This window comes from Yinghuangia soli, from assembly GCF_021502675.1.
GTDB classification, from domain to species: Bacteria; Actinomycetota; Actinomycetes; order Streptomycetales; family Streptomycetaceae; genus Yinghuangia; species Yinghuangia soli.
Genome location: NZ_JAKFHA010000003.1, coordinates 1 through 23,786 on the forward strand (window position 1 = coordinate 1; position 23,786 = coordinate 23,786).

At 72.0% G+C, this 23,786-nt stretch carries 26 protein-coding genes; 8 read left to right on the top strand and 18 right to left on the bottom strand.

Features of this window, described 5'->3' with window-relative positions:
• The coding region (locus LZ495_RS06880; RefSeq protein ID WP_235051097.1) for an LLM class flavin-dependent oxidoreductase at positions 1-954 on the top strand (954 nt) is incomplete at its 5' end.
• A 64-nt stretch (positions 955-1,018) separates the two neighbouring features.
• On the opposite strand, the gene LZ495_RS06885 is transcribed toward LZ495_RS06880, so the two are convergent.
• Together LZ495_RS06885 and LZ495_RS06890 are read right to left on the bottom strand one after the other, a co-directional pair.
• Positions 1,019-2,209, bottom strand: coding sequence for a cation diffusion facilitator family transporter (locus LZ495_RS06885; protein ID WP_235051098.1), 1,191 nt, complete (start codon positions 2,207-2,209; stop codon positions 1,019-1,021).
• Positions 2,206-2,646, bottom strand: coding sequence for an ArsR/SmtB family transcription factor (locus tag LZ495_RS06890; protein ID WP_284701854.1), 441 nt, complete (start codon positions 2,644-2,646; stop codon positions 2,206-2,208). The genes LZ495_RS06885 and LZ495_RS06890 overlap by 4 nt, the downstream gene beginning before the upstream one ends.
• Before the next feature lie 283 nt (positions 2,647-2,929).
• Between LZ495_RS06890 and LZ495_RS06895 the strand changes: the two genes are divergently transcribed.
• Positions 2,930-3,505: a hypothetical protein gene (locus LZ495_RS06895; RefSeq protein WP_235051099.1), complete on the top strand. Its 576-nt coding sequence runs from the start codon at positions 2,930-2,932 to the stop codon at positions 3,503-3,505.
• Between the two features lie 33 nt (positions 3,506-3,538).
• Here LZ495_RS06895 and LZ495_RS06900 read toward each other — a convergent pair whose 3' ends face one another.
• Complete coding sequence (locus tag LZ495_RS06900) at positions 3,539-4,273, bottom strand: NAD(P)-dependent oxidoreductase (RefSeq protein ID WP_235051100.1); 735 nt, start codon at positions 4,271-4,273, stop codon at positions 3,539-3,541.
• A gap of 138 nt (positions 4,274-4,411) precedes the next feature.
• Between LZ495_RS06900 and LZ495_RS06905 the strand changes: the two genes are divergently transcribed.
• The gene (locus LZ495_RS06905) at positions 4,412-5,116 is read left to right on the top strand and encodes a TetR/AcrR family transcriptional regulator (RefSeq protein WP_235051101.1); all 705 of its coding nucleotides are present in this window, start codon (positions 4,412-4,414) and stop codon (positions 5,114-5,116) included.
• A 27-nt stretch (positions 5,117-5,143) separates the two neighbouring features.
• Here the strand turns inward: LZ495_RS06905 and LZ495_RS06910 are convergent, their stop codons facing one another.
• From LZ495_RS06910 to LZ495_RS06935, 6 genes are all read right to left on the bottom strand, one after another.
• A complete protein-coding gene (locus tag LZ495_RS06910; protein WP_235051102.1) occupies positions 5,144-5,887 on the bottom strand; it encodes a hypothetical protein in 744 nt (247 codons plus the stop codon).
• A 94-nt stretch (positions 5,888-5,981) separates the two neighbouring features.
• Complete coding sequence (locus LZ495_RS06915) at positions 5,982-6,776, bottom strand: SDR family NAD(P)-dependent oxidoreductase (RefSeq protein ID WP_235051103.1); 795 nt, start codon at positions 6,774-6,776, stop codon at positions 5,982-5,984.
• Between the two features lie 108 nt (positions 6,777-6,884).
• On the bottom strand, positions 6,885-7,919 hold the full coding sequence (gene gnd, locus LZ495_RS06920; RefSeq protein ID WP_372498536.1) for a phosphogluconate dehydrogenase (NAD(+)-dependent, decarboxylating): 1,035 nt from the start codon (positions 7,917-7,919) through the stop codon (positions 6,885-6,887).
• The gene (locus LZ495_RS06925; RefSeq protein ID WP_235051104.1) at positions 7,906-9,324 is read right to left on the bottom strand and encodes a glucose-6-phosphate dehydrogenase; all 1,419 of its coding nucleotides are present in this window, start codon (positions 9,322-9,324) and stop codon (positions 7,906-7,908) included. Before LZ495_RS06925 ends, gnd begins: the two co-directional genes overlap by 14 nt.
• An 8-nt stretch (positions 9,325-9,332) precedes the next feature.
• Complete coding sequence (locus LZ495_RS06930; RefSeq protein ID WP_235051105.1) at positions 9,333-9,599, bottom strand: hypothetical protein; 267 nt, start codon at positions 9,597-9,599, stop codon at positions 9,333-9,335.
• A gap of 395 nt (positions 9,600-9,994) precedes the next feature.
• Positions 9,995-10,564 carry a GNAT family N-acetyltransferase gene (locus LZ495_RS06935; protein ID WP_235051106.1) on the bottom strand — a complete coding sequence of 190 codons (570 nt, stop codon included), beginning with the start codon at positions 10,562-10,564 and terminating at the stop codon, positions 9,995-9,997.
• 101 nt (positions 10,565-10,665) lie between these two features.
• Here LZ495_RS06935 and LZ495_RS06940 point away from each other — a divergent pair, with 101 nt between their 5' ends.
• The gene (locus LZ495_RS06940; protein ID WP_308267690.1) at positions 10,666-11,358 is read left to right on the top strand and encodes an SMI1/KNR4 family protein; all 693 of its coding nucleotides are present in this window, start codon (positions 10,666-10,668) and stop codon (positions 11,356-11,358) included.
• Here LZ495_RS06940 and LZ495_RS06945 read toward each other — a convergent pair.
• A complete protein-coding gene (locus LZ495_RS06945) occupies positions 11,342-12,334 on the bottom strand; it encodes an aminoglycoside phosphotransferase family protein (RefSeq protein WP_235051107.1) in 993 nt (330 codons plus the stop codon). The two genes, LZ495_RS06940 and LZ495_RS06945, sit on opposite strands and share 17 nt — an antisense overlap.
• Before the next feature lie 90 nt (positions 12,335-12,424).
• Complete coding sequence (locus LZ495_RS06950) at positions 12,425-13,384, bottom strand: methyltransferase domain-containing protein (RefSeq protein WP_235051108.1); 960 nt, start codon at positions 13,382-13,384, stop codon at positions 12,425-12,427.
• Positions 13,385-14,173: 789 nt separating this feature from the next.
• On the opposite strand from LZ495_RS06950, the gene LZ495_RS06955 reads away from it, so the two are divergent.
• Together LZ495_RS06955 and LZ495_RS06960 are read left to right on the top strand one after the other, a co-directional pair.
• Complete coding sequence (locus LZ495_RS06955; protein WP_235051109.1) at positions 14,174-14,551, top strand: hypothetical protein; 378 nt, start codon at positions 14,174-14,176, stop codon at positions 14,549-14,551.
• Positions 14,552-14,852: 301 nt separating this feature from the next.
• A complete protein-coding gene (locus LZ495_RS06960; RefSeq protein WP_235051110.1) occupies positions 14,853-15,887 on the top strand; it encodes an NAD(P)H-dependent flavin oxidoreductase in 1,035 nt (344 codons plus the stop codon).
• A 24-nt stretch (positions 15,888-15,911) separates the two neighbouring features.
• Here LZ495_RS06960 and LZ495_RS06965 read toward each other — a convergent pair whose 3' ends face one another.
• From LZ495_RS06965 to LZ495_RS06985, 5 genes are all read right to left on the bottom strand, one after another.
• Positions 15,912-16,289 carry a hypothetical protein gene (locus LZ495_RS06965; protein ID WP_235051111.1) on the bottom strand — a complete coding sequence of 126 codons (378 nt, stop codon included), beginning with the start codon at positions 16,287-16,289 and terminating at the stop codon, positions 15,912-15,914.
• 19 nt (positions 16,290-16,308) lie between these two features.
• Complete coding sequence (locus tag LZ495_RS06970; protein WP_235051112.1) at positions 16,309-16,998, bottom strand: 2-phosphosulfolactate phosphatase; 690 nt, start codon at positions 16,996-16,998, stop codon at positions 16,309-16,311.
• A 188-nt stretch (positions 16,999-17,186) separates the two neighbouring features.
• Positions 17,187-17,411 (bottom strand): hypothetical protein, encoded by a 225-nt coding sequence (locus LZ495_RS06975; protein ID WP_235051113.1) that lies wholly within the window; start codon positions 17,409-17,411, stop codon positions 17,187-17,189.
• Positions 17,412-17,498: 87 nt separating this feature from the next.
• Positions 17,499-17,960, bottom strand: a complete 462-nt coding sequence (locus LZ495_RS06980; RefSeq protein WP_235051114.1) for a hypothetical protein — start codon at positions 17,958-17,960, stop codon at positions 17,499-17,501.
• A 7-nt stretch (positions 17,961-17,967) separates the two neighbouring features.
• Positions 17,968-18,444, bottom strand: a complete 477-nt coding sequence (locus tag LZ495_RS06985) for a hypothetical protein (protein WP_235051115.1) — start codon at positions 18,442-18,444, stop codon at positions 17,968-17,970.
• 272 nt (positions 18,445-18,716) lie between these two features.
• On the opposite strand from LZ495_RS06985, the gene LZ495_RS06990 reads away from it, so the two are divergent.
• Positions 18,717-19,496, top strand: a complete 780-nt coding sequence (locus LZ495_RS06990; RefSeq protein WP_235051116.1) for a hypothetical protein — start codon at positions 18,717-18,719, stop codon at positions 19,494-19,496.
• Positions 19,497-19,628: 132 nt separating this feature from the next.
• Here LZ495_RS06990 and LZ495_RS06995 read toward each other — a convergent pair whose 3' ends face one another.
• Together LZ495_RS06995 and LZ495_RS07000 are read right to left on the bottom strand one after the other, a co-directional pair.
• On the bottom strand, positions 19,629-21,785 hold the full coding sequence (locus LZ495_RS06995; RefSeq protein ID WP_235051117.1) for an outer membrane protein assembly factor BamB family protein: 2,157 nt from the start codon (positions 21,783-21,785) through the stop codon (positions 19,629-19,631).
• Positions 21,786-22,232: 447 nt separating this feature from the next.
• A complete protein-coding gene (locus LZ495_RS07000) occupies positions 22,233-22,919 on the bottom strand; it encodes a hypothetical protein (protein ID WP_235051118.1) in 687 nt (228 codons plus the stop codon).
• A gap of 304 nt (positions 22,920-23,223) precedes the next feature.
• Here LZ495_RS07000 and LZ495_RS07005 point away from each other — a divergent pair, with 304 nt between their 5' ends.
• Entirely contained in the window at positions 23,224-23,775 is a 552-nt protein-coding gene (locus LZ495_RS07005; RefSeq protein ID WP_235051119.1) for a GNAT family N-acetyltransferase, read from the top strand.
• Positions 23,776-23,786 lie beyond the last annotated feature (11 nt).

Here is a 23,786-nt window from a genome sequence, read left to right on the forward strand (position 1 = left end):
GTCCGCTTCGCGGAGCGCGCGGCGATGCTGGACCACATCACCGAGGGCCGCTTCGAGTGGGGCACCGGCCGCGGCGCGGGCAGCCACGAGGTCGCCTCGTTCAACATCATGGACACCAACTCGACCAAGGCCGAGTGGGATGAGGTCGCGCCCGAGATCGTGCGCATGTGGGAGCAGTACGACTACTCCTTCCACGGCGAGCACTTCACCGTGCCGACCCCGCACAACATCCTCCCGAAGCCGTACGGGCACTCGCACCCGCCGATCTGGATGGCGTGCGGCAACCCCGGCTCCTTCGCCAAGGCCGGCTCCCTCGGTATCGGCGCGATCGCGTTCAACTTCGAGCCGATCTACAACCTGAAGGGCCGCATCGACGCCTACAAGGAAGCCGCCGCCAACCCCACCGAGATCCTGGGCGACTACCAGAACAACAACGTCATGATGACCAACGGCGTCATCTGCCTCAGCGACCGCAAGCGCGCCCGCGAGATCGCGCTCAAGGGGCAGGCGGCGTACCTGGTCACGCTGGTGAACCTGTACCACGACACCATGCCGAAGTCGACGGACGGCATCACCTGGCCGACCCCGCCGATGGACCTGTCCTCGCTCGGCGGCGACGAGCTGCTCGACCAGCTCATCGCGGGCGGCTACCTGCTGTGCGGCACCCCGGAAGAGGTGTGCGAGCAGGTCGCCGCGTACCAGGAGGTCGGCTGCGACCAGCTGGTGTTCGGCATCAGCGCGAACCTGACGCATGACGAGTACCAGGAGCAGATCGAGCTGTTCGGCGAGCACGTGATCCCCGAGTTCGACAAGAACCCGGAGCACTCCACCGCCATCTACCGCCGCAACGCGGGCGGCCCGAAGTACCCGCCGTTCAACGGCCCGGTGAACCCGGACCTGGTGCACACCGTCCTCCCCGCCAACGCCATCATCGGCGTCGACGGCAAGAAGTGACGTCGCGCAGGGGGCGAGGCGCCATGCCTCGCCCCCTGCGGCGCGCAGTCGGGTCCGGGCCAGCCTATTCGGCCGGGGCCGCGGCCGCGGCCGCCTGGCCCGGGACCGGCATCGTGGTCCGGTCGGCGCGGTGCACGGCGCCGTGCGGGTCGGCGCAGTGGGACGGGTCGCCCGAGGCGGTCCCGTCCGGTCCCGGTCCCGCGGCGATCTCCCAGACTCCGGGCTGCGCGTGGTCGACCTGGAGGGTGGTGTGCTCGATCTGCCAGCGCTCGCGCAGGATGCGCTCCATCCGGTCGCGGACCGCGTGGCAGTCGTGGCCCGCGTCGACCAGGACGTGGGCGGACAGGGCCGGGAAGCCCGAGGTGATCGTCCAGATGTGCAGGTCGTGGACTTCGGAGACGCCGTCCTGCAGGGCGAGTTCGCCGCCGACGCGGTCCGGGTCGAGGCCTGCGGGTGCGGCCTCGAGGAGGATCCGCCAGGACTCGCGGACCAGCATGAGGCCGGCCTTGAGCATGAGGGCGGCGACGACGAGCGAGGCGATCGCGTCGGCGCGGGCGAATCCGGTGGTCAGCACGATCACGCCGGAGATCGTGGTGATGATGAAGGCCCACATGTCGTTGAGGATGTGCTGGTAGGCGCCCTCGACGTTGAGGCTGGACCGGTTGGCCCGGCTGATCAGCCAGGCCGCGGCGACGTTGACGGCGATGCCGGTGACCGCGGTGACGACCACGAGGCCGCCCTTGACGTCCGGCGGGTCGATGAGGCGGTGGATGGCCTCGTAGGTGAACCACACCACGAGCAGCAGGAACGTGATGCCGTTTATCTGCGCGGAGATGATCTCGGCGCGTTTGAGGCCGTACGTCCAGCGGCCGCGTGCGGGGCGGGCCGCGAGGCGCATGGCGACCAGGGCCAGCACGATCGAGACCGCGTCGGTGAGCATGTGCCCGGCGTCGGTGATGAGGGCCAGCGAGCGGGCCATGACGCCGATGACGACCTCGACGGCCATGTAGCCCGCGATGAGGACGAGTGCGGCGGTCAGGTAGCGCCGGTCGGCGTCCGCGGTGACTCCGTGCGAGTGCCCGGCATGTCCGCCGCCGTGACCGTGACCGTGACTGTGACTGTGACCGGGACTGTGGCTGTGACCGTGGCCGTGCTTGCGGTCGTCGTGGTCATGGTCGCCGTGGTCGTGTCCGTGGCCGTCCGCGGGCCCGTGCGGGGCTGCGGCGCCGGGCGGCGGGGTGGGCGCGGTCGTCATCGCGGGGTACCTCCGGGCGCCGCGGCGGTCGTGCTCGGTGCCGCGGGCAGGGTCGTGGGTTCCGGTTCGGCGTGTTCGAGGTGGGCGAGGGTGACGTCCAGGAGCAGGCGTACGTGGGCGTCCGCGAGGCGGTAGTAGGCCATCCGTCCCGAGCGCCGGGATATGACAACCCGGTGCGCGCGCAGCAGCCGCAACTGGTGCGAGACCGCGGATTCGCCCTGCCCGCAGGCCGCGGCGAGGTCGCACACGCACATCTCGCCCTCGAGCAGCGCGACGAGGAGCTTGAGGCGCCCGGGGTCGCCGAGCAGCGCGAAGACGGCGGCCGCGTCGGCGACGCGCCCTTCCTCCGGGAGAGCACCGCGCACCGCGGCCACCCGCTCGGCATCGACGATGCGGACGCCGCAGGAGCTGTCCGATTCGACGGGCACGGCGCTCATCGCACAGCCCCGTTCAAAAGCTCATCTGAACAGGTCTTCATACGACGGACCATACGGGCAGGGGGTATCCCCGCACAAGAGATCCCCCACATCCCACCCCGGCGCGTCGCCCACATCACCCCGCGGCGCGCACGGACCCGCAGTCCGCCGGGCGGCCGCCGCACCCGACGCCGGAACCGACACCGGAACCGACACCGAACCGCAGCACGCAACCACGCGCCCGGTGCGCACGTCCCCAAGACCGTCCTGTGATCGTCCTGCCCCGGAGCAGCCAGGAGGCCCGATGCGGTTCGCCGCTCCGCCCGCGTTCGAACTGCGCGATCAGTGGCACCTGCGGCACACGAAGATCGCGGCCGTGACGGCAATGTTCACTCTGTGCACCCTCGCGAGCTCCGTCCTCGGAACCTGGGGCGACACGGCCATGTTCGCCGCGGCAGCGGCAGCCTGCTGGGTGTGGCTGTGGTTCGAGCGGCCGCGGGCGACCGCCCTGCTCCTCGACGCCCGCGGCGTCACGCTCGCCCCGCACAGTGCAGCGCCTCGTACCGTGCCGTGGAGCGACGTCGAGGCGTTCGTCTGCATTCCCGACAGCGGCGGCATGCACCGGGTCGGGGTCGTCGCGTCGCAGCCGTGGCGGGAGGCGCACCCGCCGCCCGTCGTCCACCTGCCGGGCAGCTTCGGCGGGCGCTTCGTCGCACGCATCGACCGGCGCGCGGGCGGGCCGGTCGCCGGCACCTCGGCGCTCTGCTACGCCCGCCCGGGCCGCATCCGCGAACTAAGCGCCGCGGTCGCCGCCTTCGCACCCCGTCTCGGCTTCACGCACGCGGCGCACGGCTTCTGCCGGCCCCGGGCCACACGCTGACCGCCCCCGTCCCGTACGCGCGCCCGGCCTCGGTCAGGAGGCTGCGGCCAGGGCGCTCGGGGTCTTGCAGCCCACGATGGCCGGCGCCTCCTGGACGAGGAGGTCGTCGGTGAGCGCCTCGACCATGAACAACGCGTAGTCCACCCGCCGGGTCCGGTCGCTCGCCAGGATCGGGTCGCCGACGTGCCGGCTCCACACCGGCAGGCCCTGGCTCTCGCCCTCCTCAAGCGTGCTGCCGCGGACGACCGTCCAACGGGTGTCGCTGGCGAACACGCGGCGGCAGGCCTCGACCTGGTCGTCGATCTCGGCGGCGCGCACGAGCTTGGCGGCCCAGGTGACGACCTTCAGGGTGGTGGTGAACAGCCGCGAGTACTTGTCCTTGCCGTCGCGGGTGATGTGCCAGCCGCACGAGAAGATCAGGCGGGCTCCGGGCCTCGCGTGGTCGAGCACGGCCTGCGCGGTGCCGGACGAGTACTGCCGCACGCCCCACGGGACGAGCACGGTCAGCACGCCGTCGCAGCCGTCCACCGCGCGCCGGATGACCTCCGGGTCGTCGGTCTGCCCCGGGACGATCGTGATGCGGTCGGCCAGGGCGGCCAGTTTGGGGACGCTGCGCTCGCGGCACACGCCGACGACTTCGTAGCCGCGGTCGAGGGCGTGCCGGACCATGTACTGCCCGAGCTTGCCGGACGCCCCGACGATGCAGACTTTCCCGATGCGTTCCGTGCCTGCCGTGCCTGCCGTGCGTTCCGTAGGTTCCGTGCCCATGGCGCAACCCTTCGCCGCAATGCGTACCTTACGCTGTAAGGTACGTTAGCCTTATGCCGTAAGGCAATCAACCGGGGCGGCGCACCGCAGGGCCCGCGAGGCCCGCACGGCCCCGGTGCGCACGTGGAGGAGACGCGGATGGCCGAGGGCGGCAAAGGCCGGCGGAAGGCGGCGGCGGCACGCACCCCGCTCAGCCGCGAGCGCGTCATCCGGACCGCGATCGCGGTCGCGGACGAGAAGGGCTCCGCCGCACTGAGCATGCGCGCGATCGCCGAGCCGCTCGGCGTCGAGGCGATGTCGCTGTACCACCACGTGGGCGGCCGGGAGGAGATCCTCGACGGCATGGTCGACGCGGTGTTCGAGGAGATCGAACTGCCCCCGCAGGACACCGACTGGAAGACCGCGCTGCGCCGCCGCACGGAGTCGGCGCGGGCCGCACTGCGCCGCCACCCGTGGGCCATCGGGCTGATGGACTCGCGCAAGCGGCCCGGCCCCGCGACGCTGCGCCACCACGACGCGGTGCTGGGCACGTTGCGCGCGAGCGGGTTCTCCGTGCCGATGGCCGCGCACGCCTTCTCGCTGCTGGACAGCTACCTGTACGGCTTCGTGCTGCAGGAGCTCAGCCTGCCGTTCGACGGCTCGGCGGAGTTGGAGGAGGTCGCGGACGGCATCCTGCGCGAGATGCCCGCGGACGCGTACCCGCACCTCACCGAACTCGCGGTCGAGCACGCCCTCAAGCCGGGCTACGACTACGGCGACGAGTTCGCGTTCGGGCTCGCCCTCATCCTGGACGCGCTGCACCCGGACGAGCAGGTCACGCTGGACGAGACTGCCAGGGCCTGACTCCCCCGGTTCCGGTGCTGCGGCGCGTCAGGCGCCGGGCGGCGTACCGCCGTACGGAGGGTCCGCGGGCGGACTCCCGGGCGGCAGCTGGGTGAACGGCGGCGGCGCGGGCGGCATGCCCTGCTGCGGGACGCCGTACCCGGGCCCGCCGGACGACCACCCGGGCCCCGGCCCCGGGACCGGCCCCGGGCCGTAGGTCACCGAAGGCATCGGCTCCGGTGCCGGTGCCTGGAACAGGTTCCGCACGCCGCCCCCGGCCGCGACGAAGGCGCAGACGATCGCGACGAACCACCCGGCCAGCAGCCCGTACCCGGCGCCGGTGGTGAGCGCCTCCAAGGTCCCGGCCAGTGTGCGCTGTTCGCCGCGCGGGTCGACGCCCGCGGTGACCGCTCCGGCGCCGGAGAACATGTAGCTGGTGACGCTGCACAGCGCACCGCCGAGCATCATCGCGTACCAGCCGGAGATGAACGGGTTGAACCCGCCGCGCCGCGACGCCGAGGCGAGCACCAGCGCGACCGTCGCCAGCAGGACCAGGACCCCGGCCAGGTAGCCCGCTACGGCGGTGCCCTCCAGGTACGCGAACGTGCCGCTCTTGTCGACCACCCAGTGCGGGGTGTTGAGCCAGGACAGGATGTGCCACGAGGAATCCTCGTCCACGGCACTCTTCTTGAGCAGGTCCTCCCACAGCCACTGGTTGCCGAAGGCGGCAACGAGGAGGAATGCGGCGACCGATCCTGCCGCGACGACACGCCCTGAACTCCGCGCTTCCATCCCGCGGATGCTAGTGCCGCTCGCCCCTCCTCACGACACCGCCCCGGCACCGCCCCCGGACCGCCCCGCAGTGCCCCGGCACTCCTTCGCGGGCTCAGGGCACGATCGAGTCGACGTAGCCCCCGTCGACCCGCACCGCCGCCCCCGTGGTGGCCGACGCGTACGGCGAGCTCAGGTACACGGCCATGTGCGCGATCTCCTCCGGCTCGATGAGCCGCTGCAGCAGCGACTGCGGCCGGTGGACGCGCATGAACTCGCGCTGCGCCTGGTCCCACGGCAGTTCAGGGTCCACGAGTTCGCGGACGAAGTCCTCGACGCCGGGGGTGTGCGTGGGCCCGGCGATGACCGCGTTGACCGTCACCCCCGTTCCGGCGGCGGTCTTCGCGAAGCCGCGCGACACCGCGAGCAGCGCCGTCTTGGACATGCCGTAGTGGATCATCTCGGCCGGGATGGCGATCGCCGAGTCGCTGGCGATGAATTGCACCCGGCCCCAGCCGCGCCCGGTCATCCCGGGCAGGTACGCGCGCGTGAGCCGCACCGCGGCGAGCACGTTGACCTCGAAGTACTCGCGCCACTCCGCGTCGGTGATCTCCATCGGCGGCCGCGCGCCGAAGATGCCGAGGCTGTTGACGAGGATGTCGACGTCCGGGAGTTCGCGGACCAGCGCGGCGGCGCCGTCCTCCGAGGCGACGTCCGCGGGCGCGGCGACCAGCGACGCGTCCGGCACCTGGGCGCAGATGTGCGCGAGCGCCGCGGCCACGCTGTCGCCGGTGCGGCCGTTGACCGCGACACGCGCCCCCGCGCGGGCGAGCCCGGTCGCGATGGCCAGTCCGATGCCGCGGCTGCAGCCGGTCACCAGCGCCGTCTTGCCGCTCAGGTCCACGTCCACGGGCGTCTCGCTCCCCAGCGCGCGCGGCGCGCGTCGATTCAGGTCGGTTCGGGTCGGTGCAGGTCCGTACGCAGTCCGTACGGGTCAGCCGGTACGGGTCGGCACGGGTCAGTGGGGCTTCTCGTCGTGGCCGCCGAACTCCTTGCGCATGGCGGACAGCGCCTTGTTGGCGTACTCGTCGAGGTTGCGCGAGGAGAAGCGCGCGTACAGCGCTGCGGTGAGCACCGGGGCGGGCACGCCCTCGTCGATGGCCGCGATCGACGTCCAGCGGCCTTCGCCGGAGTCGGAGACGCGGCCCGCGAACTGCTCCAGGCCGGGCGATTCGGCGAGCGCGGCGGCGGTGAGGTCGAGCAGCCAGGAGCCGATGACGCTGCCGCGGCGCCAGACTTCGGCGACCGCGGCGGTGTCGATGTCGTACTGGTAGTACTCGGGGTGGTCCATCGGGGCCGTCTCGGCGTCGGCCTCGGCGACGTGCTTCCCGGCGTCCGCGTTGTGCAGGATGTTGAGGCCCTCGGCGAGCGACGCCATCATGCCGTACTCGATGCCGTTGTGGACCATCTTGACGAAGTGCCCGGCGCCGTTGGGGCCGCAGTGCAGGTAGCCCTGCTCGGCCGCGGTCGGCGCGCCGCTGCGCCCCGGGGTGCGGGGCACGTCGCCGATGCCGGGGGCGATGGTCGCGAAGATCGGCCCGAGCCGGTCGACGACCTCGGTATCGCCCCCGATCATGAGGCAGTAGCCGCGCTCCAGGCCCCACACGCCGCCGCTGGTGCCGCAGTCGACCAGGTGCACACCCCGCTCGGCGAGCGCCGCGGCGCGGGTGATGTCGTCACGGTAGTACGAGTTGCCGCCGTCGATGACCGCGTCGCCGGACTCCAGTTCGGCGCCCAGCGCCTCGATGGTCTTGCCGGTGATGTCGCCGGCCGGGACCATCACCCAGGCCGCCCGCGGCGGGGTGAGCTTGGCGGCCAGGTCGGCGAGCGAACTCGCACCGACCGCCCCCTCCTTCTCCAACGCCGTCACCGCTGCCGGATCGACGTCGTAGACCACGCACGTGTGGCCGTCCCGCATGAGGCGGCGGGCGATGTTGGCGCCCATCCGGCCGAGCCCGACCACGCCGAGCTGCATCGGGTCACTTGTCGGCATGGTCGGTGCTCCTTGCGGATGAGTCGGTGAGCGCGGGTAGCCAGGGCGGCTGCCAGTCGGTGAGGCTGCCGGCCCCGGTCGGGCCCCAGGAGCCCGGCTTGTACGGCAGCGGCGCGGGCGGGCGCTCCACCAGCGGCTGGATCACCCGCCAGGTCTCCTCCACCACGTCCTGGCGGGTGAACAGCGAGCGGTCGCCGGTCAGGGCGTCGTGCAGGAGCCGCTCGTACGGCGTCGGCGGACGGCCGAGCTCGGTGGTGAAGCACAGGTCCAGGTGGACGTCCCGGGACGTGTTCCCGGTCGCGTCCTTCGACCGCATGCGCAGGCGCAGCCCCGGGTCGGGGTCGATGCGCAGCACGAGGACGTTCGGAGACGGGTGCTCCGGTTCGTCGAGGAACGCCAGCCGCGGCGGGCTCTTGAAGACCACCCGGACCTCGGTGTCCCGGGTGGCCAGGGCCTTGCCCGCGCGGACGTAGAACGGGACGCCGCTCCACCGCCAGTTGTCGACTTTCAGGCACAGCTCGACGTAGGTCTCGGTGGTCGAACCGGCCCGGACGCCGGGCACGTCGAGGTAGCCCTCGTACTGCCCGCGGATGCAGCGGTCCGGGTCGACGGCCGGCATCGACTTGAAGACGTCGGCGCGCCGGTCCCACAGCGCGTCCGCGCCGGGCGCCGCCGGCGCCTCCATGGCGACCAGGGCCAGCACCTGCATGAGGTGGTTCTGGACGACGTCGCGCAGCGCCCCGACGGGATCGTAGAACCCGCCGCGGTCCTCGACGCCGAAGTCCTCGGCCATGGTGATCTGCACGGCCTCGACGTGGTCGCGGTTCCAGACCGGTTCCAGCAGCGCGTTGGCGAACCGCAGGAACTGCAGGTCCAGCACCGGCTGCTTGCCGAGGAAGTGGTCGATGCGCAGGATCTGGTCCTCGCGGACGACCTTGTGCAGCCGCGCGTTGAGGTCCCGGGCGGACGCCAAGTCGTGGCCGAAGGGCTTCTCCAGCATCACGGTGGCGTTCTCGGTGAGCCCGGCCGCGGCGAGCTGCTCCACGACCGGGGCGAACAGCGAGGGCGGGATCTCCAGGTAGAACAGCGGGTGCCCGGCGCTTTTCAGGCGTCCGGCCAGCGCGCGGTACGTCGCCGGGTCCGTGAAGTCGCCCTGCTGGTACGACAGACGCCGGGCCAGCCGCTCCAGCGGCCCGGGTTCGGTCGGCTCGGCAGCGGCCGCCAGCGCGGCCCGCATCGCGGCGGCCAGCTGCTCGTCCGACCAGTCGTCCAATGCCACCCCGATGACGGGGCAGTCCAGTTGCCCGGCGGCTTCCAGCCGGTACAGCGACCGGAAGGTCATCTTGCGGGCCAGGTCTCCGGAGATCCCGAAGACCACCAGGGCGTCGGCGGTCGCCGCTCCCATGCGGGGTTTCAGCGGTTCGCGGGCGCGGTGAGGCCGGGTTCGCCGCCGGAGAAGCTGGCACCGGCCCAGATGGCCAGGCCGGCCACCACGACAAGGAGCAGGACGGCGGCCAGCGCCAGCACCACGCCGCGGGTGGACACGCCGCTCTCCTTGCCGTGTGCAGCGCGCGAGCGTTCCGACGCCCGGTCGACCGCCGGGTCCACTTCGCGCCGGGTCGATTCCCAGCCGTGTACGAGGTCCATGCCGCTCTGCATGCCGGCAGTCGCGTGCGCCATGATCGCGTCCTCTCGCCTGCGGCTCGACCGCCGCATCGGGATTTCCGCCGCACCCGGGGGCGCAGCGGCGTCCCTCCCAGCTGACCCCGTCCCCGGCACGGCCGCAACCGGTGGACGCGGCCGGGGTGCGGCCGGGGTGCGGCCGGGGGTGCGGCGGTCGGGCGGTTCGGCGTGCACAGCGGGACGGGGGGGGGGCCCCCCGGCCGCGGCCGGGGGGGGGGGGGGGGCGCGGGGGGGCGGGTTCGGCGGCCACCGGGGGCGGGGCGCCCCCCCACGGGCGACGGGGCGGTTGGGGGGACGCCCGTCAGATGCCGGCCGAGCCGTGCGCTGCGGTGCCCGTTAGATGCCCATGCCGTAGTACTGCCCCAGACAGGTGACGCTGTCGGCTGCGTTGCTCAGTCTCGTCCGGCCCCGGCCCCGGTCTTCGCGGCGGGGGCGGACCACACGCCGAACCACTGCTCGGCGCCCCACTCCTCGTACCGCCGCACCTCGGCGAATCCGAGCTTCGCCGCGAGCCGCATCGAACGCTCATTCGCCGTCTGCGTGGTCAGCACCACCGGCGCGCCGGGCAGCGCCTGCGCACACCAGTCGAGGACCGCCGCGCACGCCTCCGCCGTGTACCCGTGCCCCCACGCCTGCGGCAACAGCATGTAGCCGAGCTCGACCTCCGGGCCTTCGTGCCGCGCGCGAACCGGACGCCCGGGACCGCGCTCGTCGACCGTCACCATCCCGATCATCGCCCCGCCCAGATCCACCACGAACAGCCCAGGCCGCCCGACCGGCACCGCCGGCACCGACCGCTCGAACTCCTCCCGCTCCCGCGGCCCCCCGATGTACGTCCCCACCTCGGCCGAGGTGAACAACTCCACCACCGCCGCCCGATCCCCAGCCGCCGGCTCCCGCAGCACAAGCCGCCCGGTCCGCATCACCCCAGGCGGCCAATCGACAGACCCCAAAGCCCTCATCCACCCACCCAAGCAGCCGCCCTAGTGGCGATCAAACAGCTGCCCGCCGACCTGCCGCCCGGTCCCGCCGGTAGGCTGCCCGGGACGAAAGAAGAAGTGCCGTGGACGCCCGCATACCCCGGATCCGCCGCAAACTGGCCGCCATCCCCTTTCAGCCGCACCGCAGCCGTTCCTTCGGAGAAGAACGGCACCGGTTCCGTCTGAGCGCCCCGTCGAGCGCTGCACGGCTGAGCGCCTTCGAAGCCGAATACGACCTGCTTCTGCCGGACGCCTACCGGCAGTTCCTGCTGCACCTCGGAAGTGCGGGTGCAGGGTCGTTCTACGGCCTCGTCGACCCCATTGCTCGTACTTCCGCCCCGATCTACACCATGGATCCCCCCGGCAAGGAACGGGGTTTCGGCCTCGTCCCCGCAGCAGGCACCGATCGCGACAGGTTCCTGCACATCGCCGAGATGGGCTGCACTGATTTGGCCCTCATCGCACTTGAAGGGCCCATCGCCGGCCGCGTAGTGATCGGCAACGCCTCCGGCTGGTGGGGACCCAACGTCTCGTCGGCCGCCGACTTCCTGGCCTGGTACGAACGCTGGCTCGACCACATGGCCGCCGGTAAGGACGACAGAGGCCTGGAGCTCACCTCGCCTGCTCTCAGGGCGCACCCGGGCCGGACCGTATGGGCCCCCTCCTGTGAAACAGGAACGGATCGCCTTGGCCCGTCAGGGGCGCGGGGTTCGCGTCGGCGCATCCTGACGGCGAAGGTGCGCCTAGAAGTGCCACACCTCAGCGGTGTTCGATGAGCACCTCGGCGATGGCGACCTGGGCCGGTTCCAGGGCGTGGCGGCCGTCCTCGATGTCCCACAGGGCGTTCTGGAGCACGCGGCCGAGGGTCCAGCCGGTGGCGCGGCGGCGGTCCAGGGTCAGGGCCTCGGTCAGGGTGTCGAAGCGGCGCAGGACCACACCAGGCACGTCGCCGCCCGCGGTGACCTCGTCCCAGCGGTTGTCCATCGCGGGCAGGAGTTCGAACCCCGGGTCGCCCGCGAGGGGTTCCGGGTCGATCGCGAGCCACGGCTCGCGGTCGCCCGCGAGGACGTTGTCGTAGTGCAGGTCCCAGTGGAGCAGGCGGTCGTCGGCTGCGTCGAGGTCGGGGATCAGTTCGCGTACGGCCGCTGCGCAGATGTGCACGAGGCGGCGTTCGTCCGGGTCCTTCAGTTGGTCGACCGCGTCCGGGACGGCGTCCACCATCGCGGCTGCGATGTCGGCCAGCCGCCGCAGGCCGGCCGGGGCGGGGACGGCGACCAGGCGTGCCATCACGTCGGCGAGGGCGCGCATCGCCGCGTCGTCGTCCGCGACGGACGACAGCGGGCGGGCGGCGTCCAGGCGTTCGAGCAGCATGCAGCCGCTGTCCGGGTCGTGGTCCAGGAGGCGCACCGCGCCGTGCCCGCCCCAGGTCCGCAGCCCGAGGGCCGCACCCGCGTTGTCCTCGGTGACCTGGCGCAGCTGCAGGACCGCAGGGGTCCCGTCGGCGCGGGTGACCGGGACGACGAGCGAGGCCATGCCGTAGGCCGGTTCGCCGCCGTCCGGGCGCAACTCCCAGCGCCCGATGAGGTCGTCGGCCAGCCGGGGCAGTTCGTCGAGCCAGGCCTGCCGGGCAGGATCACCGGTGCCGTAGGCGGCCACGAAGCCGGGCGGGACGCGGACATCGCCGCGTCCGGGGGCACCTTCTGCCGCCGGAGCACCCGTACTCGTACGAAGGTTGGCGTTGCTGCTGCTCATCGGGAGGCGGCTCCTTGCAGGGGGTTCGCTGCCACCCTACGTCGGCCACGGCTCCGCCTCGCCGATCATTTTCCGGCGCGGCATCGCCGCTCAGTCCGGCTCGTCCAGCCAGAACCGGCGCCCGCCGCGGTCGACGGTCAGCCCGAACCGGGTGACTTCGGGGCGCCCGTACGCGGTCCACCACCGGTACGCGGACTCCACTTCGTCCCACAGCCGGCGCGGCCCCGCTTGGGTGATCGGGTAGCGGTCGCGCCCGGGCAGCGAATCGGCACTGGCCCACGAAGTCCCGTCGGACAGCCACAGCGTGCACTCGTCCGCCTCGTCGCCGCTCCCCCACCCGACCGCGAACCGGCAACCGGGCACCCGCAGTCCGACCGCGAACAGCTCGTGCACGTCGGCGAACACCAGCCGCGGGTCGAGCGCGGTCGTCGCGTCGTCCCCATGCTCTCCGGTGGCCCACGCGCGCGGGCGCTGCGCCTCCAGCCACATGAACGCCGCGGTGTCCACCACCCGCCCGACCGCCCGCCGCCCGTCGGATTCCAGCCGCAGCAGGGTGCCCGGCGTCATGCCGTTGCCCCACGGCGTGACGATGACACCGCGGGTCTGGGCCACCCAGGCGTACGGCAGGTGCTCGACGGTGCAGGTGGCCAGGAGCGCGGTGTAGGGCGCGGCGTCGGGGTGCCCGTCAGCGCCGTCGCCGACCAGCAGCGTCGGAGTGAACCCGGCCTTGCCCAAAGCGTGTTCGGCATCCGCAGCAGTGGACGGGTCGACCTCGATGCTGGTGACCCGGTCGGCCCCGAGGCGGTACGCCAGCAGCGCGGCGGTCCACCCGGTGCCGGTCCCGACCTCCAGTACGCGCCCGCCGGCGTCCAGGTCGAGGTGCCGCAGCATCGTCGCGACCATGTACGGCATAGAGGACGACGAAACGGGCAGCCCGTCCGACCCCCAGCGCGTCACCAACGGGATGTCGCGGGCAACAGCCGCTTCCCAGGCGTCCGGGTCGGCATCGCGGTCGAGCAGCACCCCGCCCGCCCACACGCGCGCAGGCACGAACGCCCGCCGCGGCACAGCCCGGAAGGCCGCTTCCCAACCGTCCCCGATCACCCCGCGGTCGACAAGCCCGTCGACCAGCGCGTCCGCGCGCCCCTCGGCATCGGCGCCCGCGCCTGGGCTGCCAGGAGCATCGCCCGGCCGCGCACTCGGCGCCCTTTCAGCCCGTACGCTGCCCCGCACATCCCCCGTCCGGCCCACGGCGTCCCCCACAACCCCGCCGCCCGGCGCACCGGACTCACCGGCCGACCAGACGTTTGACCGCCTCTCCGTGCGCACGACACCACGTAGGCCCCCCGAAGCGCACTTCTCCCCATACGACTTACCCGACGTCGCGCCGGACGTCCCACCCGACGCCGAGACCGGCGCCCCGCGGACCGCCCGGCGCTCGGTCGCCCCTGTCGCGTCCTCGTCGTTCACTGCTGCGGCGGATTCTGCGGCGGTCGGGGGTTCTGCGGCGGCTGCTCGCGGTGCCCGTCGTGCGGCGCGGTGTCCGGCCTACCCGAGTGCTTGCCCATCCCGCTCACTCCTCCCGTGTGCGGCAAGTCCGTTGACGGACCGTACTCTTCACGATACCGGGAGTACCCACCCCAACCAACGACTTGCCGCGATCCGCCACCCCTGCCGCGCCTTATCGACCAGGGGCAGGCACCCCTCCCGGACGAACTCCGCCCTGCTGGAACACTCTTCCCTCAGCGCCGACACCGGTCCTGGCGGCGACAACCCGGTTGCACCGGCCCGCGGCCCACACGATCCTGGGCGCCCTTGACGACCGCGAGGGAGTTCAGCATGGGCCTCATCTTGTTTCCGGGCGACGACGACCTCAGCAGCCCTGACGTGGAGTGGTCGTACAGCGGCTTCGCGGCCTTCCGGAGGCAACTGGCGGCGGCGGAGGGGTTCGAGCTCGCCGAGATGTGGGGCTTCGGCGGCGACCGCCCGTGGAGCGAGGTCACCACGCCGCTCGCCGTGTTCCTTGATCGCCCCGACGACCACGGCGGCGAAATGACACCCGTCGAATGCGCCGCGCTGCTGCCGCGTCTGGAGGCGATCTCCGGGCAGTGGCAGCACGACCCCGAGGTCCCACGGGAACACGTCCGCGGCATCCGGCAGCTGGCCGTCGTCATGCACCTCTGCGTGGCCAAGGACGTCGAACTGCTCTTCCTCTGATGCCCGGGAGGCCAGGATCCGTGCGTTGCGCCGTTTCGTCACGGCGTGCGGCGACACCACGCCCGCTGCCAAGGACGCCCTCGCCGCCCGCATCCGATCCGCGCCCCGACTCGCCGGTATCGATCATCGGGTCGGGTATGACCGAGGTTGTTCCCCGCGCCCTGTGCGCACCGCTGCACTGCCCGGCAGCCGCACCACGGCACACGCACGGCGTACGCACCGCACACGCACGGCGTACCGAGAACAGGCGTACCGAGACCCCGGCACCTACCGGCTACCGCACGCACCAGGGGGCACGCACATGTCCGTCCTGTCCACGCGTCTGACCGAACGCTACGACTGCCGCTACCCGTTCGCCTGCGCCGGGATGGCGTTCGCGGGCGAGGATCCGCGGCTGGCCATCGCCGTCACCAACGCCGGCGGCATCGGTGCGCTGGGGGTCGGCGTCCTGCCGGCCGACACCCTGCGCGCGTCGATCCGGGCCATCCGGGAGCAGGTGGGCGACCGTCCGTTCAACGTCAACCTCATCACCTTCTTCGGCAACGACGACCAGGTCGCGGTGTGCGCCGAGGAGCGGGTGCCGATCACGTCGTTCCATTGGGGCCATCCGCCCGCGCATCAGCTGAAGGCCCTCGCCGACGCGGGGGTCTCGGTGTGGGAGCAGGTGGGCTCGGCGGCCGCCGCCGAGGCCGCGGCCGCCGACGGCGTGGACGTCGTCATCGCGCAGGGCCAGGAGGCCGGCGGGCACAACTACGGCGAACTGCCCACGCTGGTCAACGTACCGACCATCGTCGACGCGGTCGGCGACCGGGCGATCGTCCTGGCCGCGGGCGGCATCACCGACGGACGCCAGGCCGCGGCCGCACTGTGCCTGGGGGCGGACGGTGTGTGGGTCGGCACCCGGATGGTGGCGTCCGCCGAGGCCAACGTGCACCCCGAGCACCACCGCCGCCTGGTCGAGGCCACCGGCACCGAGACCGTCCTCTCGTCGATCTACAACCCGGAGTGGCCCGAGTTCAACCCGATGCGCCTGCACCGGACCCGGCTCGTCGACGAGTGGAACGACCGCCTCCCCGAGGTCGTCGCGCAGCGCGACAGTGCGGAGGAGATCGGCAGTACGCCGTTCCTGGGCTTCGACACCCCGCTGCGCCGCTTCGACGTCATGCTCCCGGTCCCAGGCACGGTCGCCGACGCCGAGCAACTGCCGTGGCTGATGGGCCAAGGCGTCGGCCTGATCCGCGACATCAAGCCCGCCGCCGAGATCGTGGACGGCATGATGCGGCAGGCCGAGGAGGTCCTCACCCGCTTCACCCGCTCCACCCGCTTCCCCAGCTGAGGACGCAGGGCAGCACGGCCGCCCTCACCAGATGCGTACGCCGCCGCCCAGTTCCTGCGCGCGGACCGCGGCGTCCTCGATGTTCTTCAGCCGGTACGCGATGCCTTCCGTGTGCGCCGCATGGCTGTGCAGCGGGTCGTCGCCGGCCGCGATCAGCTCGATGTTGTCCCGGATCAGCGCGCATTCGGCGCGGAAGTCGGCCACCTGGTCCGGGGCGACGTCCAGGTCGCTGTCCGCCAGGACCGGAAAGTACGTGGCCCCCAGCGCGCGCACCGCCTCCGAACCCCAGACGGTCGTACGCCACCGCTCGAAGCCGGCCAGGTCCGAACATCCGTCCGGTACGGGCAGCACGTCGATCCGCCCGTCCTCGCCGATCATGAAGACGTCCACTGACAGCGTCATACGCCACCCCCGAATCGGTTCAGGCCAGTTCCGGCACCACCTGCGGACGCAGGACCATGAGCGTCCCCTCCATCTTCGCAACCATCGCGAAAGCGAACCGGTCGAGCTCAAGACACAACGCGACGTCGTCCGGATGCGCGCCTTCCCGTACCCCGTTCGCGAGTTCGCCCGCAGCATCGGAATCGGCGGCGCGACGCAGGAACTCCGCGGCGTCTGCGTCCGGTTCCGCCACCCGCCGGGCGATGTACTGGGCGCAGGACAGGTCTTCCTCGGCTTTCCCGTCTTCGCCGGTGACCACGAAGGTCACGCTGCCACCCGCCGCGCGCTCCCGCAGCAGCCGCGTCGTCGCCTCCGCGACCACGAAGCTTGCGCACAGCACGAGTTCTGCGTCCTTGACCGCGAGTGCACCGACCGTACCGGCGGTGGTCTTCTGCACGACGGTCCGCCCGGCGAGGTCGACAGTCTGCAGCAGGGCCGGGGAGTTGACGGCGTCGAACCCGGGCGCGGGCGGCCCGTCCTTGAGCGCCACCCAGCCGGGATTGGCGGCCTTGAGAGCCAGGCACTCGTCGAGCGACGCCGCGAGCACGACCTTCTCCGCGCCTCGCGCAAAGGCCCAGGCGGCAACGGTGTACGCGCGCATCACGTCGATCACCACCGCCACGGGCGGAGTGTCGACCACATCGTCGATGGCGAGGAAACGGGTATCCATGCCGCCCATGTTCACCCACACCACCCGCCGCTCCCCACAGCTTTTCGCGGCCGCAGGCGCCCTTGGCGGCCTGAGCTTGTTCTTTGCCCCAGGTCCCGATCATCGCTTCGGCCGACGCGGGCATCACCCGCAAGCCTGCGCGCAGGCCCACAGACCGCCTCCCGACAAGCCGTGCCGGGACGAGACAATCAGTCTTCGGGGTACGTGCGCGTGCCGTCCGCGTACTGCAGGTAGACGCGGCCGTGTTCGTCGATGCCGGCGGTCGGGAGCCCAGCAGCCTCGGCACGCGCCGCAGCCTCGCGAACTGCCGCTTCCATCAGTGCGTGGGCGCGCTCCCGCCCGATCCTGTCAATGAGCGACATCCCAGGCGGGTGTTCGTCCGCACTGCCTGTGCCGCTCGGCTCGGTCACCATGCAACGCACGATAGACCGCACGAGCCCTGAGGCCACCTGGCAAGCTGACCGCTCGTCCCCGACGTCCGCCCCTGCTCGCCCGACGTCTCAGAGGGCAATGGGACGGTACGCCAAAGCCGCGTCGAGGAGCTCTTCCGGGCCAGCGTCCCGCAGTTCCTCCGGCAGCCGCCCGAACACCAGGTCGAGCACGCGCGGGTTCGGCACGTTGGTCTGCAGGATCAGCGCGTAGTAGTCCGATTCCGGATCGCCGTCCATGATGCGCCGGAGGATCTCGACGAGCTCGTCTCGCGTGATGTCGGGGACCCGGGGCCGCGCCGGACGAGCCGCGCACAATGCGAGTTCCTCCACGCTGCACGCGCCCCAGTATTCGTGCAGGTCCAGCTCGGTGAACGCATGACCGGTCTCCGCGTTGAACGCGGCGAGCGCTGCCTCCACCTCCTCGTCCGTCCCCTCTCGGATCACGGCCTCGATGCGCTCGATTTCGGCGCATAGCCACGCCAGGCGCTCGGCGGGCACGGCCGGGGGACGGAGTTCCGCACGGAGTTCCATGCCCCGGCTACCCCTGTCCCGCATTTTCGGAGCCCGTCGCTGCACGCGTCCCCGGCTCGGCCCCGGGGCCCGGCCCCGCACCCGTCACCGCGACCAACTGGATCGGCAGTTCCTTGTCGTACTGCCCCACCCCGACGCCGAGCCACCGGTCGCCAATCGTCCAGACATGCAACCGCACCACGAAGTTGCTCAGGTCGTCAAAAGGCTCGGGGACGTCCTCCCCCTCCATGCCGCGTTCGAAGTACGGCGCCAACGCGACGACGCGGTGCGCCCCGTGGCGCCCGTCCAGTACGCCGGCCAGGCGCCGCGCCTTGTCCTCGTACTGGTCCCAGACAACCTCGATCTGGTCGCGCTCGGAGTCCTCCCAGAAGTCGCGGCTGACCTCCAGGTCGACCATGTGCCAGCCCGGACCGCCGCTCGCTTCCCCCGCCCGGTACGGACGCTCCGCGAACGGCCGAAGGAGCAGGGTTTCGACCACACCCACGTGCCGACTATCCATACGCCGCACGCTAACGCCCCCGGACGACACCACCGAGGGACGTCCGCCAAGACACAGGGGCACCGGGACACGGGGAGACCGGGACGCCGGGACACCACGACCGCTCCCGAGCCACACGAGGGGATTCCCCGTCGACGCCGCCCGCGCCCGGGGAGCAGCCTGGCCGCACGCCATCGCAGGCGCGCCGACACCGGCACCGGCGAAACAGCCGGCGTCATGCGTCGCTCCATGTCCCCTCACGAAAGGGCCCTTCCTTCATGCGTTTCCGCGCCCGCTTCGCTACCGCTGCCGTCATACCCGCCCTCCTCGCAGCCACGGCCGCGTGCGGCGGATCGGAAGACGGACAGGACGGGAAGGACCGCGGCGCGCAGGCGCCAGGCTCCATCAGCACCGCCGGCGCCCCTTCCGGCACCGGCCCCGGCAACGGCTCCCCCGCAGGCGGCAACAGCGGGATCGCCGACAGCACCAGGAACCACAAGATCGTCGTCCCCGACGCGATCGAGCCGTACACCAAGTCGAGCACCGGCAGTACGCCCGGCCAGAAGGAAGCCGAAGGCCTCGGCGTCGCCAACGCCCAGACCGTGTCCGGTGTGTACAACGCCCCTGGCACCGACCCCGCCAAGGTGGGCGGCACGCGGCTGACCTTCGACGGCTTCTACGGCGAGATCGCCGACCCGGCCAAAGCGCTCGACGGCTACCTGGCCGGCATAGCCAACAAGGGCCTCAAGGGCGACGCCAAGACCCCAGGGGTCGAGGTCCAGCCCGTCGGCACGGCCAAGACCGTCAAGCCCGCCGGGTTCGACGGCGCGCTGATGAAGTGCCAGGACATGAAGGTCGTCCGTACACCCGGCGCCGAGATGCCGAAGGATGTCGCCGAGTTCCAGTTCCCGGTCTGCGCGTGGGCCGACTATTCGACCCTCGGCGGCGCGCGTGTCGTCGGCCTGGCCCAGATGAGGACCGGCGGCGACGGCGTTTCGCAGGATGAGGTCGCCGCCCTGACCGCCAAGCTCTACAAGGCGGCCCGCCAGAAGGCCTGACGCCTCTCCGCTGCGCATCCCCGCTGTTACGCGTCGCCTATTCGGCGTTCCCTATTCCGCGTCTCCCTGTTACGCGTTCCCCAAGGCGCCACGCCCGGCGCCCCCGGAACGCGTCGCCACCGGCGCCGGCCCCTACGCCGGCCCCGCGCCGGTGGCGGCATCCAGCGCGTAGATCTTCCTGTCGCGGCTGCCCACGTACACCATGCCGTCCGCCACCGCCGGTGACGAGCCGACCAGGTGGCCGGTGGTGTACGCCCACTTCTTGGCACCGGTCGCCGCATCAAGCGCGTACACGTTCATGTCCCGGCTGCCGATGTACACCACGCCGCCCGCAACTTCCGGCGACGAGTAGGCCCCCGCGGCCGGGAAGCGGCTTTCCGCGGTCCTGAACGTCCACTTCTTGACGCCGGTCGCCGCGTCGACCGCGTACACGGTGTCGTCGCGGCTGCCGAAGTACACCAGCCCGCCCGCGACCGCAGGCGACGAGTTGACCTTGTCGCCCGTCGCGAAGGCCCACTTCTTGGCGCCCGTCGCGGCGTCGAGCGCGTACACGTTGCTGTCGTCGGAGCCGACGTACACGACGCCGTCGGCCACCACCGGCGACGAGGAGACCTCGGCCCCGGTACGGAAGGTCCACTTCGTCGCACCGGTCGCGGCGTTCAACGCGTAGACGTTCTTGTCCCAGCTGCCGATGTAGACGACTCCCCCGGCCACGGCCGGCGCCGAGCCGAGGTTGTTCCCGATCGGCTGGACCCACTTCTTGGTGCCGGTGGCGGCGTCAAGAGCGTGCAGGCCGTTGTCCCAGCCGGCGACGTACACGACGCGGTCCGCAACCGCGGGCGAGGAGCCGACCTCGGCGCCGACGGCGTAGGCCCACCGCCGGGCGCCTGTCGCGGCGTCCAGCGCATAGACGTTCCCGTCGCCGCTGCCGACGTACACGATGCCGTCGGCGGCCACGGGCGCGGTCGTGACCTTGCCACTTGTAGGGAAGGTCCACCTCGCCAGACCAGTGGCGACGTCGATCGCGTATACGTACTTGTCGTCGCTGCCGATGTACACCACGCGGTTCACGACCACCGGCGACGACGACACCTCGTCCGAGGTCGAAAATGCCCAAGGCTTCTTCACGGTGGCGCGGCCGACACCCGACTGGGACGGCAGGGTCTGGCTGCCGTCGCCTGACTGCCCCTTCCGCTCGTCGGGCGAGTCGACCAGCTCCAGGACCGCGCTGATGCCTCCGGCCGCGACGGCAGCGGCCGCAAGCCACAACGCGCGGCGTCGGACCGCGGACTTGCTGCCCGGATCGCGCGGCGACCGCGGTGCGGCAGGCCGCCCGGCCCCGGCATCCGGTCCGGCAACCCGATCGGCATTCCGCTCGGCGTCCGGCCCGGCATCCCGTCCCGCGGCTCGGGACCGAGCCGACGCGGCCGGCACTGTCTGCGACACCGAAACCGGCGGAAGCGCCGAGGCCGCCGAACCTTCCAAAGGCAGCCCGACAGCCGCACGCAAACGCCGGCATACCTCGTCCGCAGACGCCGGCCGATCCCGCGGCTCCTTCTCCAGCAGCGCAAGGACAAGCTCGTCGAGCTCCGCCGGAACTCCGCCGCGGAGTTCACCAGGCCGCTTGGGCGTCGCCCGCAGATGCGCGTTGATCATCGCAACCGGACCGGAGGCCTGGAACGGCACCTGCCCGGTGAGGAGTTCGTGGACGACGCAGCCCAGCGAGTAGAGGTCGGAGCGCGCGTCCCCGGGCTGCTCGTCGAGCCTCTCGGGCGGCATGTAGGCCAGCGTTCCCATCACGTTGCTCGATGGGGCGCTCGCCGCGACGAACCGGGCGATCCCGAAGTCCAGGATCTTGATCCGGCCCTCGTCGGTGAGCATCAGGTTGGCCGGCTTGAGGTCCCGGTGGACGATCCCGGCACCGTGCGCCCGCGCCAGCGCCTCGGCGGCCTGCGCCGCCCATTCACCAGCCGTCCGGACCGGCGGGGGGCCGGTAGCCGCCAGGACCGCGGCCAGGTCGCGGCCCTCGAGGTACTCCATGACGAGGAAGAGTGTGCCGTCCGCTTCGTCCTCGCCCAGGTCATGGACCGTGACGACGCCCGGGTGGTGCAGCGCCCCGGCCGTACGCGCCTCGCGGAAGAACAGGGCGGCTCCGGAGGCATCGCTTCGGGCGTGCGGGAGCAGCTTGACCGCGACCCGCCGCTCGATCAGCCGGTCGCGCGCCTCCCAGACCTCGCCCATCCCGCCACGCCCGACGAACCGCACCAGCTCGTACCGCCCGGCCAACACCCGCACACGCAACCCCCGTTCGACGGACTGCCCGCTTCTCGTGCGCCGAGAGCCGCTGCCACGGCACTTCCGGTCCGTGGTCACCTCGGCATCGCCGCGCCCGGACGATTCCGCTCGGCATGCTACGACGCCGCCTATCGGGGTGCGGCACTCCGTCAGCTGTTCCCAAGCTGCGACGACCGGAGGACCACACGAGCACAAGGATCCGGTCCTCCGGACGAGGAGCCCGTAAGCCGCTACGCGCGTGTGCCGATGCCGCGCACTCTTGCCGGGTATGCAAAGGACAGTCGCGCCCGTACTGCCGCCACGGCAGCTTCACGCCCCAAGCGACACGACGTGCTCGTCCTCCAGTGCCCGGAGAGCGAGGCGTTGCGGCCGCACCTCGACGACGAGCCCCTGGTGCGGCAGCACGAGGCGTGAGGGCGATTCCACAGCCGACCGGGGACTCTATGTACTGCCGACCGCCCGTATGCGGGCTATCTGAGCGTTCACCAGGTCGTCCGCGGGCATCGGCCGGGTCTGGCCCAGGGGGTCGAAGTGCAGGAACGCCAGGAGGAAGTCGCCGACACGCACAAGCATGTGCCCGAGCGCGGATCGAGACTCGGGCCTGCCGGGAATGCCGAGGCGGATACCGGCGCTGAAGTCCCCGGCTGAAGGGACCTCGACCCGCTCCGGCTCGTACCACGAGGGAACGCCCACGACGTCATCGTCATCGGATCCCGCAGGTGCGAGCATGTGGAGCGGCCCTGCGGCGGCGAACGGACTCAAGGCCATCGTCACCCTCGCATACGCGCGGCAGTGCTCCAGGACCCGCAGGCCTTCGTCGATCACCTTCTGGGCTTCGCCATCGGGAAAGCTGCCGATGACCACGGTCGTATAGGCGATGTCGCCGCCCCCTGACCAGGCAGCCGCGACGTAACCCAGGCATCGGGGGTGGCCCGCGCCACCGGACAGCAACTGCCCAAGCGGCCGGCAGTGTTGCTCGTACGCCTGGGAGAGCGCCACGGGTGGCGCGTCCGTCGGGCCCTTGAGGCGGGCCGGAAGGTCGCCGCCTTCCAGAACGAGTGCCCGTAGTTGCTCGACGGTCCATGCAGGGCGCGGGGGAGGCGAAGTCATGTCGCTGTCGGTCTCCAAGGACACGATGAGTGTGGCGGGCCACGGTACCCACCATGGGTGACAGTGCCGGTCGCCGGAGACCTGCGCTCAGCGCTCGATCCGATCGCCCTCCGGCTTCTGTGCCTGGCGCAACGACGCCACCGACGCCACCGACGCCAGGACGGCCGCACGACCCAAGCGCCCGCCCCGTCCGGTCCCCGCCCGACGCCGCCACCGCCCGTGCCAGTACGTGCGCACTCACCAACCCCTGCGCACCGCCAGCGCCCGACAACCATCCGTCCCAGCGGCGCCCGACCGCACACCCATCCGCTAGGTTGGCGCCATGCCCGACCTGCGCACCGAACGCCTCCTCCTCCGTTCCTGGCGCGAGGCCGACCGTGCGCCCTGGGCGGCGATGAATGCCGACCCCGAGGTCCGCGAGCACCTCGGCGAACCGCTGACCACCGCGCAGAGCGACGCGTCGATCGACCGCTTCCAGGAAGCGCTCGACTCCCGCGGCTGGGGCTGGTGGGCCGTCGAGGTGGCCGCCACCGGCGAGTTCGCGGGCTTCGCCGGGCTGGATCCGGTCGAGGACGGCCTGCCCTTCACCGGCATCGAGGCCGGCTGGCGGCTGGCCCGCGGCGCATGGGGCCACGGCTACGCCACCGAGGCCGCCCACGCGGTCCTCGCGTACGGGTTCGACACCCTCGGCCTCCCCGAGATCCTCGCCCTCACCACCGCCATGAACACGCGCTCCCAGGCGGTCATGCGACGCCTTGGCATGACGTACGACCCGGCCGACGACTTCGACGACCCGTCCGTCCCGCCGGGCCCGCTCCGCGCAAGCGTCGTCTACCGACTGCCGCGCGCTGCGTACCGCCTCGACACCCGCTGACCACCGCCCTG

What these genes read in the sequence shown, in the direction of transcription:
- LZ495_RS06990 (WP_235051116.1), top strand. Translation starts at nt 18,717, where the DNA reads ATGCGTTTCCGCGCCCGCTTCGCTACCGCTGCCGTCATACCCGCCCTC.
- LZ495_RS06980 (WP_235051114.1), bottom strand. Translation starts at nt 17,960, where the DNA reads ATGGAACTCCGTGCGGAACTCCGTCCCCCGGCCGTGCCCGCCGAGCGC.
- LZ495_RS06895 (WP_235051099.1), top strand. Translation starts at nt 2,930, where the DNA reads ATGCGGTTCGCCGCTCCGCCCGCGTTCGAACTGCGCGATCAGTGGCAC.
- LZ495_RS06905 (WP_235051101.1), top strand. Translation starts at nt 4,412, where the DNA reads ATGGCCGAGGGCGGCAAAGGCCGGCGGAAGGCGGCGGCGGCACGCACC.
- LZ495_RS06910 (WP_235051102.1), bottom strand. Translation starts at nt 5,887, where the DNA reads ATGGAAGCGCGGAGTTCAGGGCGTGTCGTCGCGGCAGGATCGGTCGCC.
- LZ495_RS06965 (WP_235051111.1), bottom strand. Translation starts at nt 16,289, where the DNA reads ATGACGCTGTCAGTGGACGTCTTCATGATCGGCGAGGACGGGCGGATC.
- LZ495_RS06925 (WP_235051104.1), bottom strand. Translation starts at nt 9,324, where the DNA reads ATGGGAGCGGCGACCGCCGACGCCCTGGTGGTCTTCGGGATCTCCGGA.
- LZ495_RS06970 (WP_235051112.1), bottom strand. Translation starts at nt 16,998, where the DNA reads ATGGATACCCGTTTCCTCGCCATCGACGATGTGGTCGACACTCCGCCC.
- LZ495_RS06885 (WP_235051098.1), bottom strand. Translation starts at nt 2,209, where the DNA reads ATGACGACCGCGCCCACCCCGCCGCCCGGCGCCGCAGCCCCGCACGGG.
- LZ495_RS06975 (WP_235051113.1), bottom strand. Translation starts at nt 17,411, where the DNA reads ATGGTGACCGAGCCGAGCGGCACAGGCAGTGCGGACGAACACCCGCCT.
- LZ495_RS06955 (WP_235051109.1), top strand. Translation starts at nt 14,174, where the DNA reads ATGGGCCTCATCTTGTTTCCGGGCGACGACGACCTCAGCAGCCCTGAC.
- gnd (WP_372498536.1), bottom strand. Translation starts at nt 7,919, where the DNA reads ATGCCGACAAGTGACCCGATGCAGCTCGGCGTGGTCGGGCTCGGCCGG.
- LZ495_RS06935 (WP_235051106.1), bottom strand. Translation starts at nt 10,564, where the DNA reads ATGAGGGCTTTGGGGTCTGTCGATTGGCCGCCTGGGGTGATGCGGACC.
- LZ495_RS07005 (WP_235051119.1), top strand. Translation starts at nt 23,224, where the DNA reads ATGCCCGACCTGCGCACCGAACGCCTCCTCCTCCGTTCCTGGCGCGAG.
- LZ495_RS06945 (WP_235051107.1), bottom strand. Translation starts at nt 12,334, where the DNA reads ATGAGCAGCAGCAACGCCAACCTTCGTACGAGTACGGGTGCTCCGGCG.
- LZ495_RS06890 (WP_284701854.1), bottom strand. Translation starts at nt 2,646, where the DNA reads ATGAGCGCCGTGCCCGTCGAATCGGACAGCTCCTGCGGCGTCCGCATC.
- LZ495_RS06930 (WP_235051105.1), bottom strand. Translation starts at nt 9,599, where the DNA reads ATGGCGCACGCGACTGCCGGCATGCAGAGCGGCATGGACCTCGTACAC.
- LZ495_RS06960 (WP_235051110.1), top strand. Translation starts at nt 14,853, where the DNA reads ATGTCCGTCCTGTCCACGCGTCTGACCGAACGCTACGACTGCCGCTAC.
- LZ495_RS06900 (WP_235051100.1), bottom strand. Translation starts at nt 4,273, where the DNA reads ATGGGCACGGAACCTACGGAACGCACGGCAGGCACGGCAGGCACGGAA.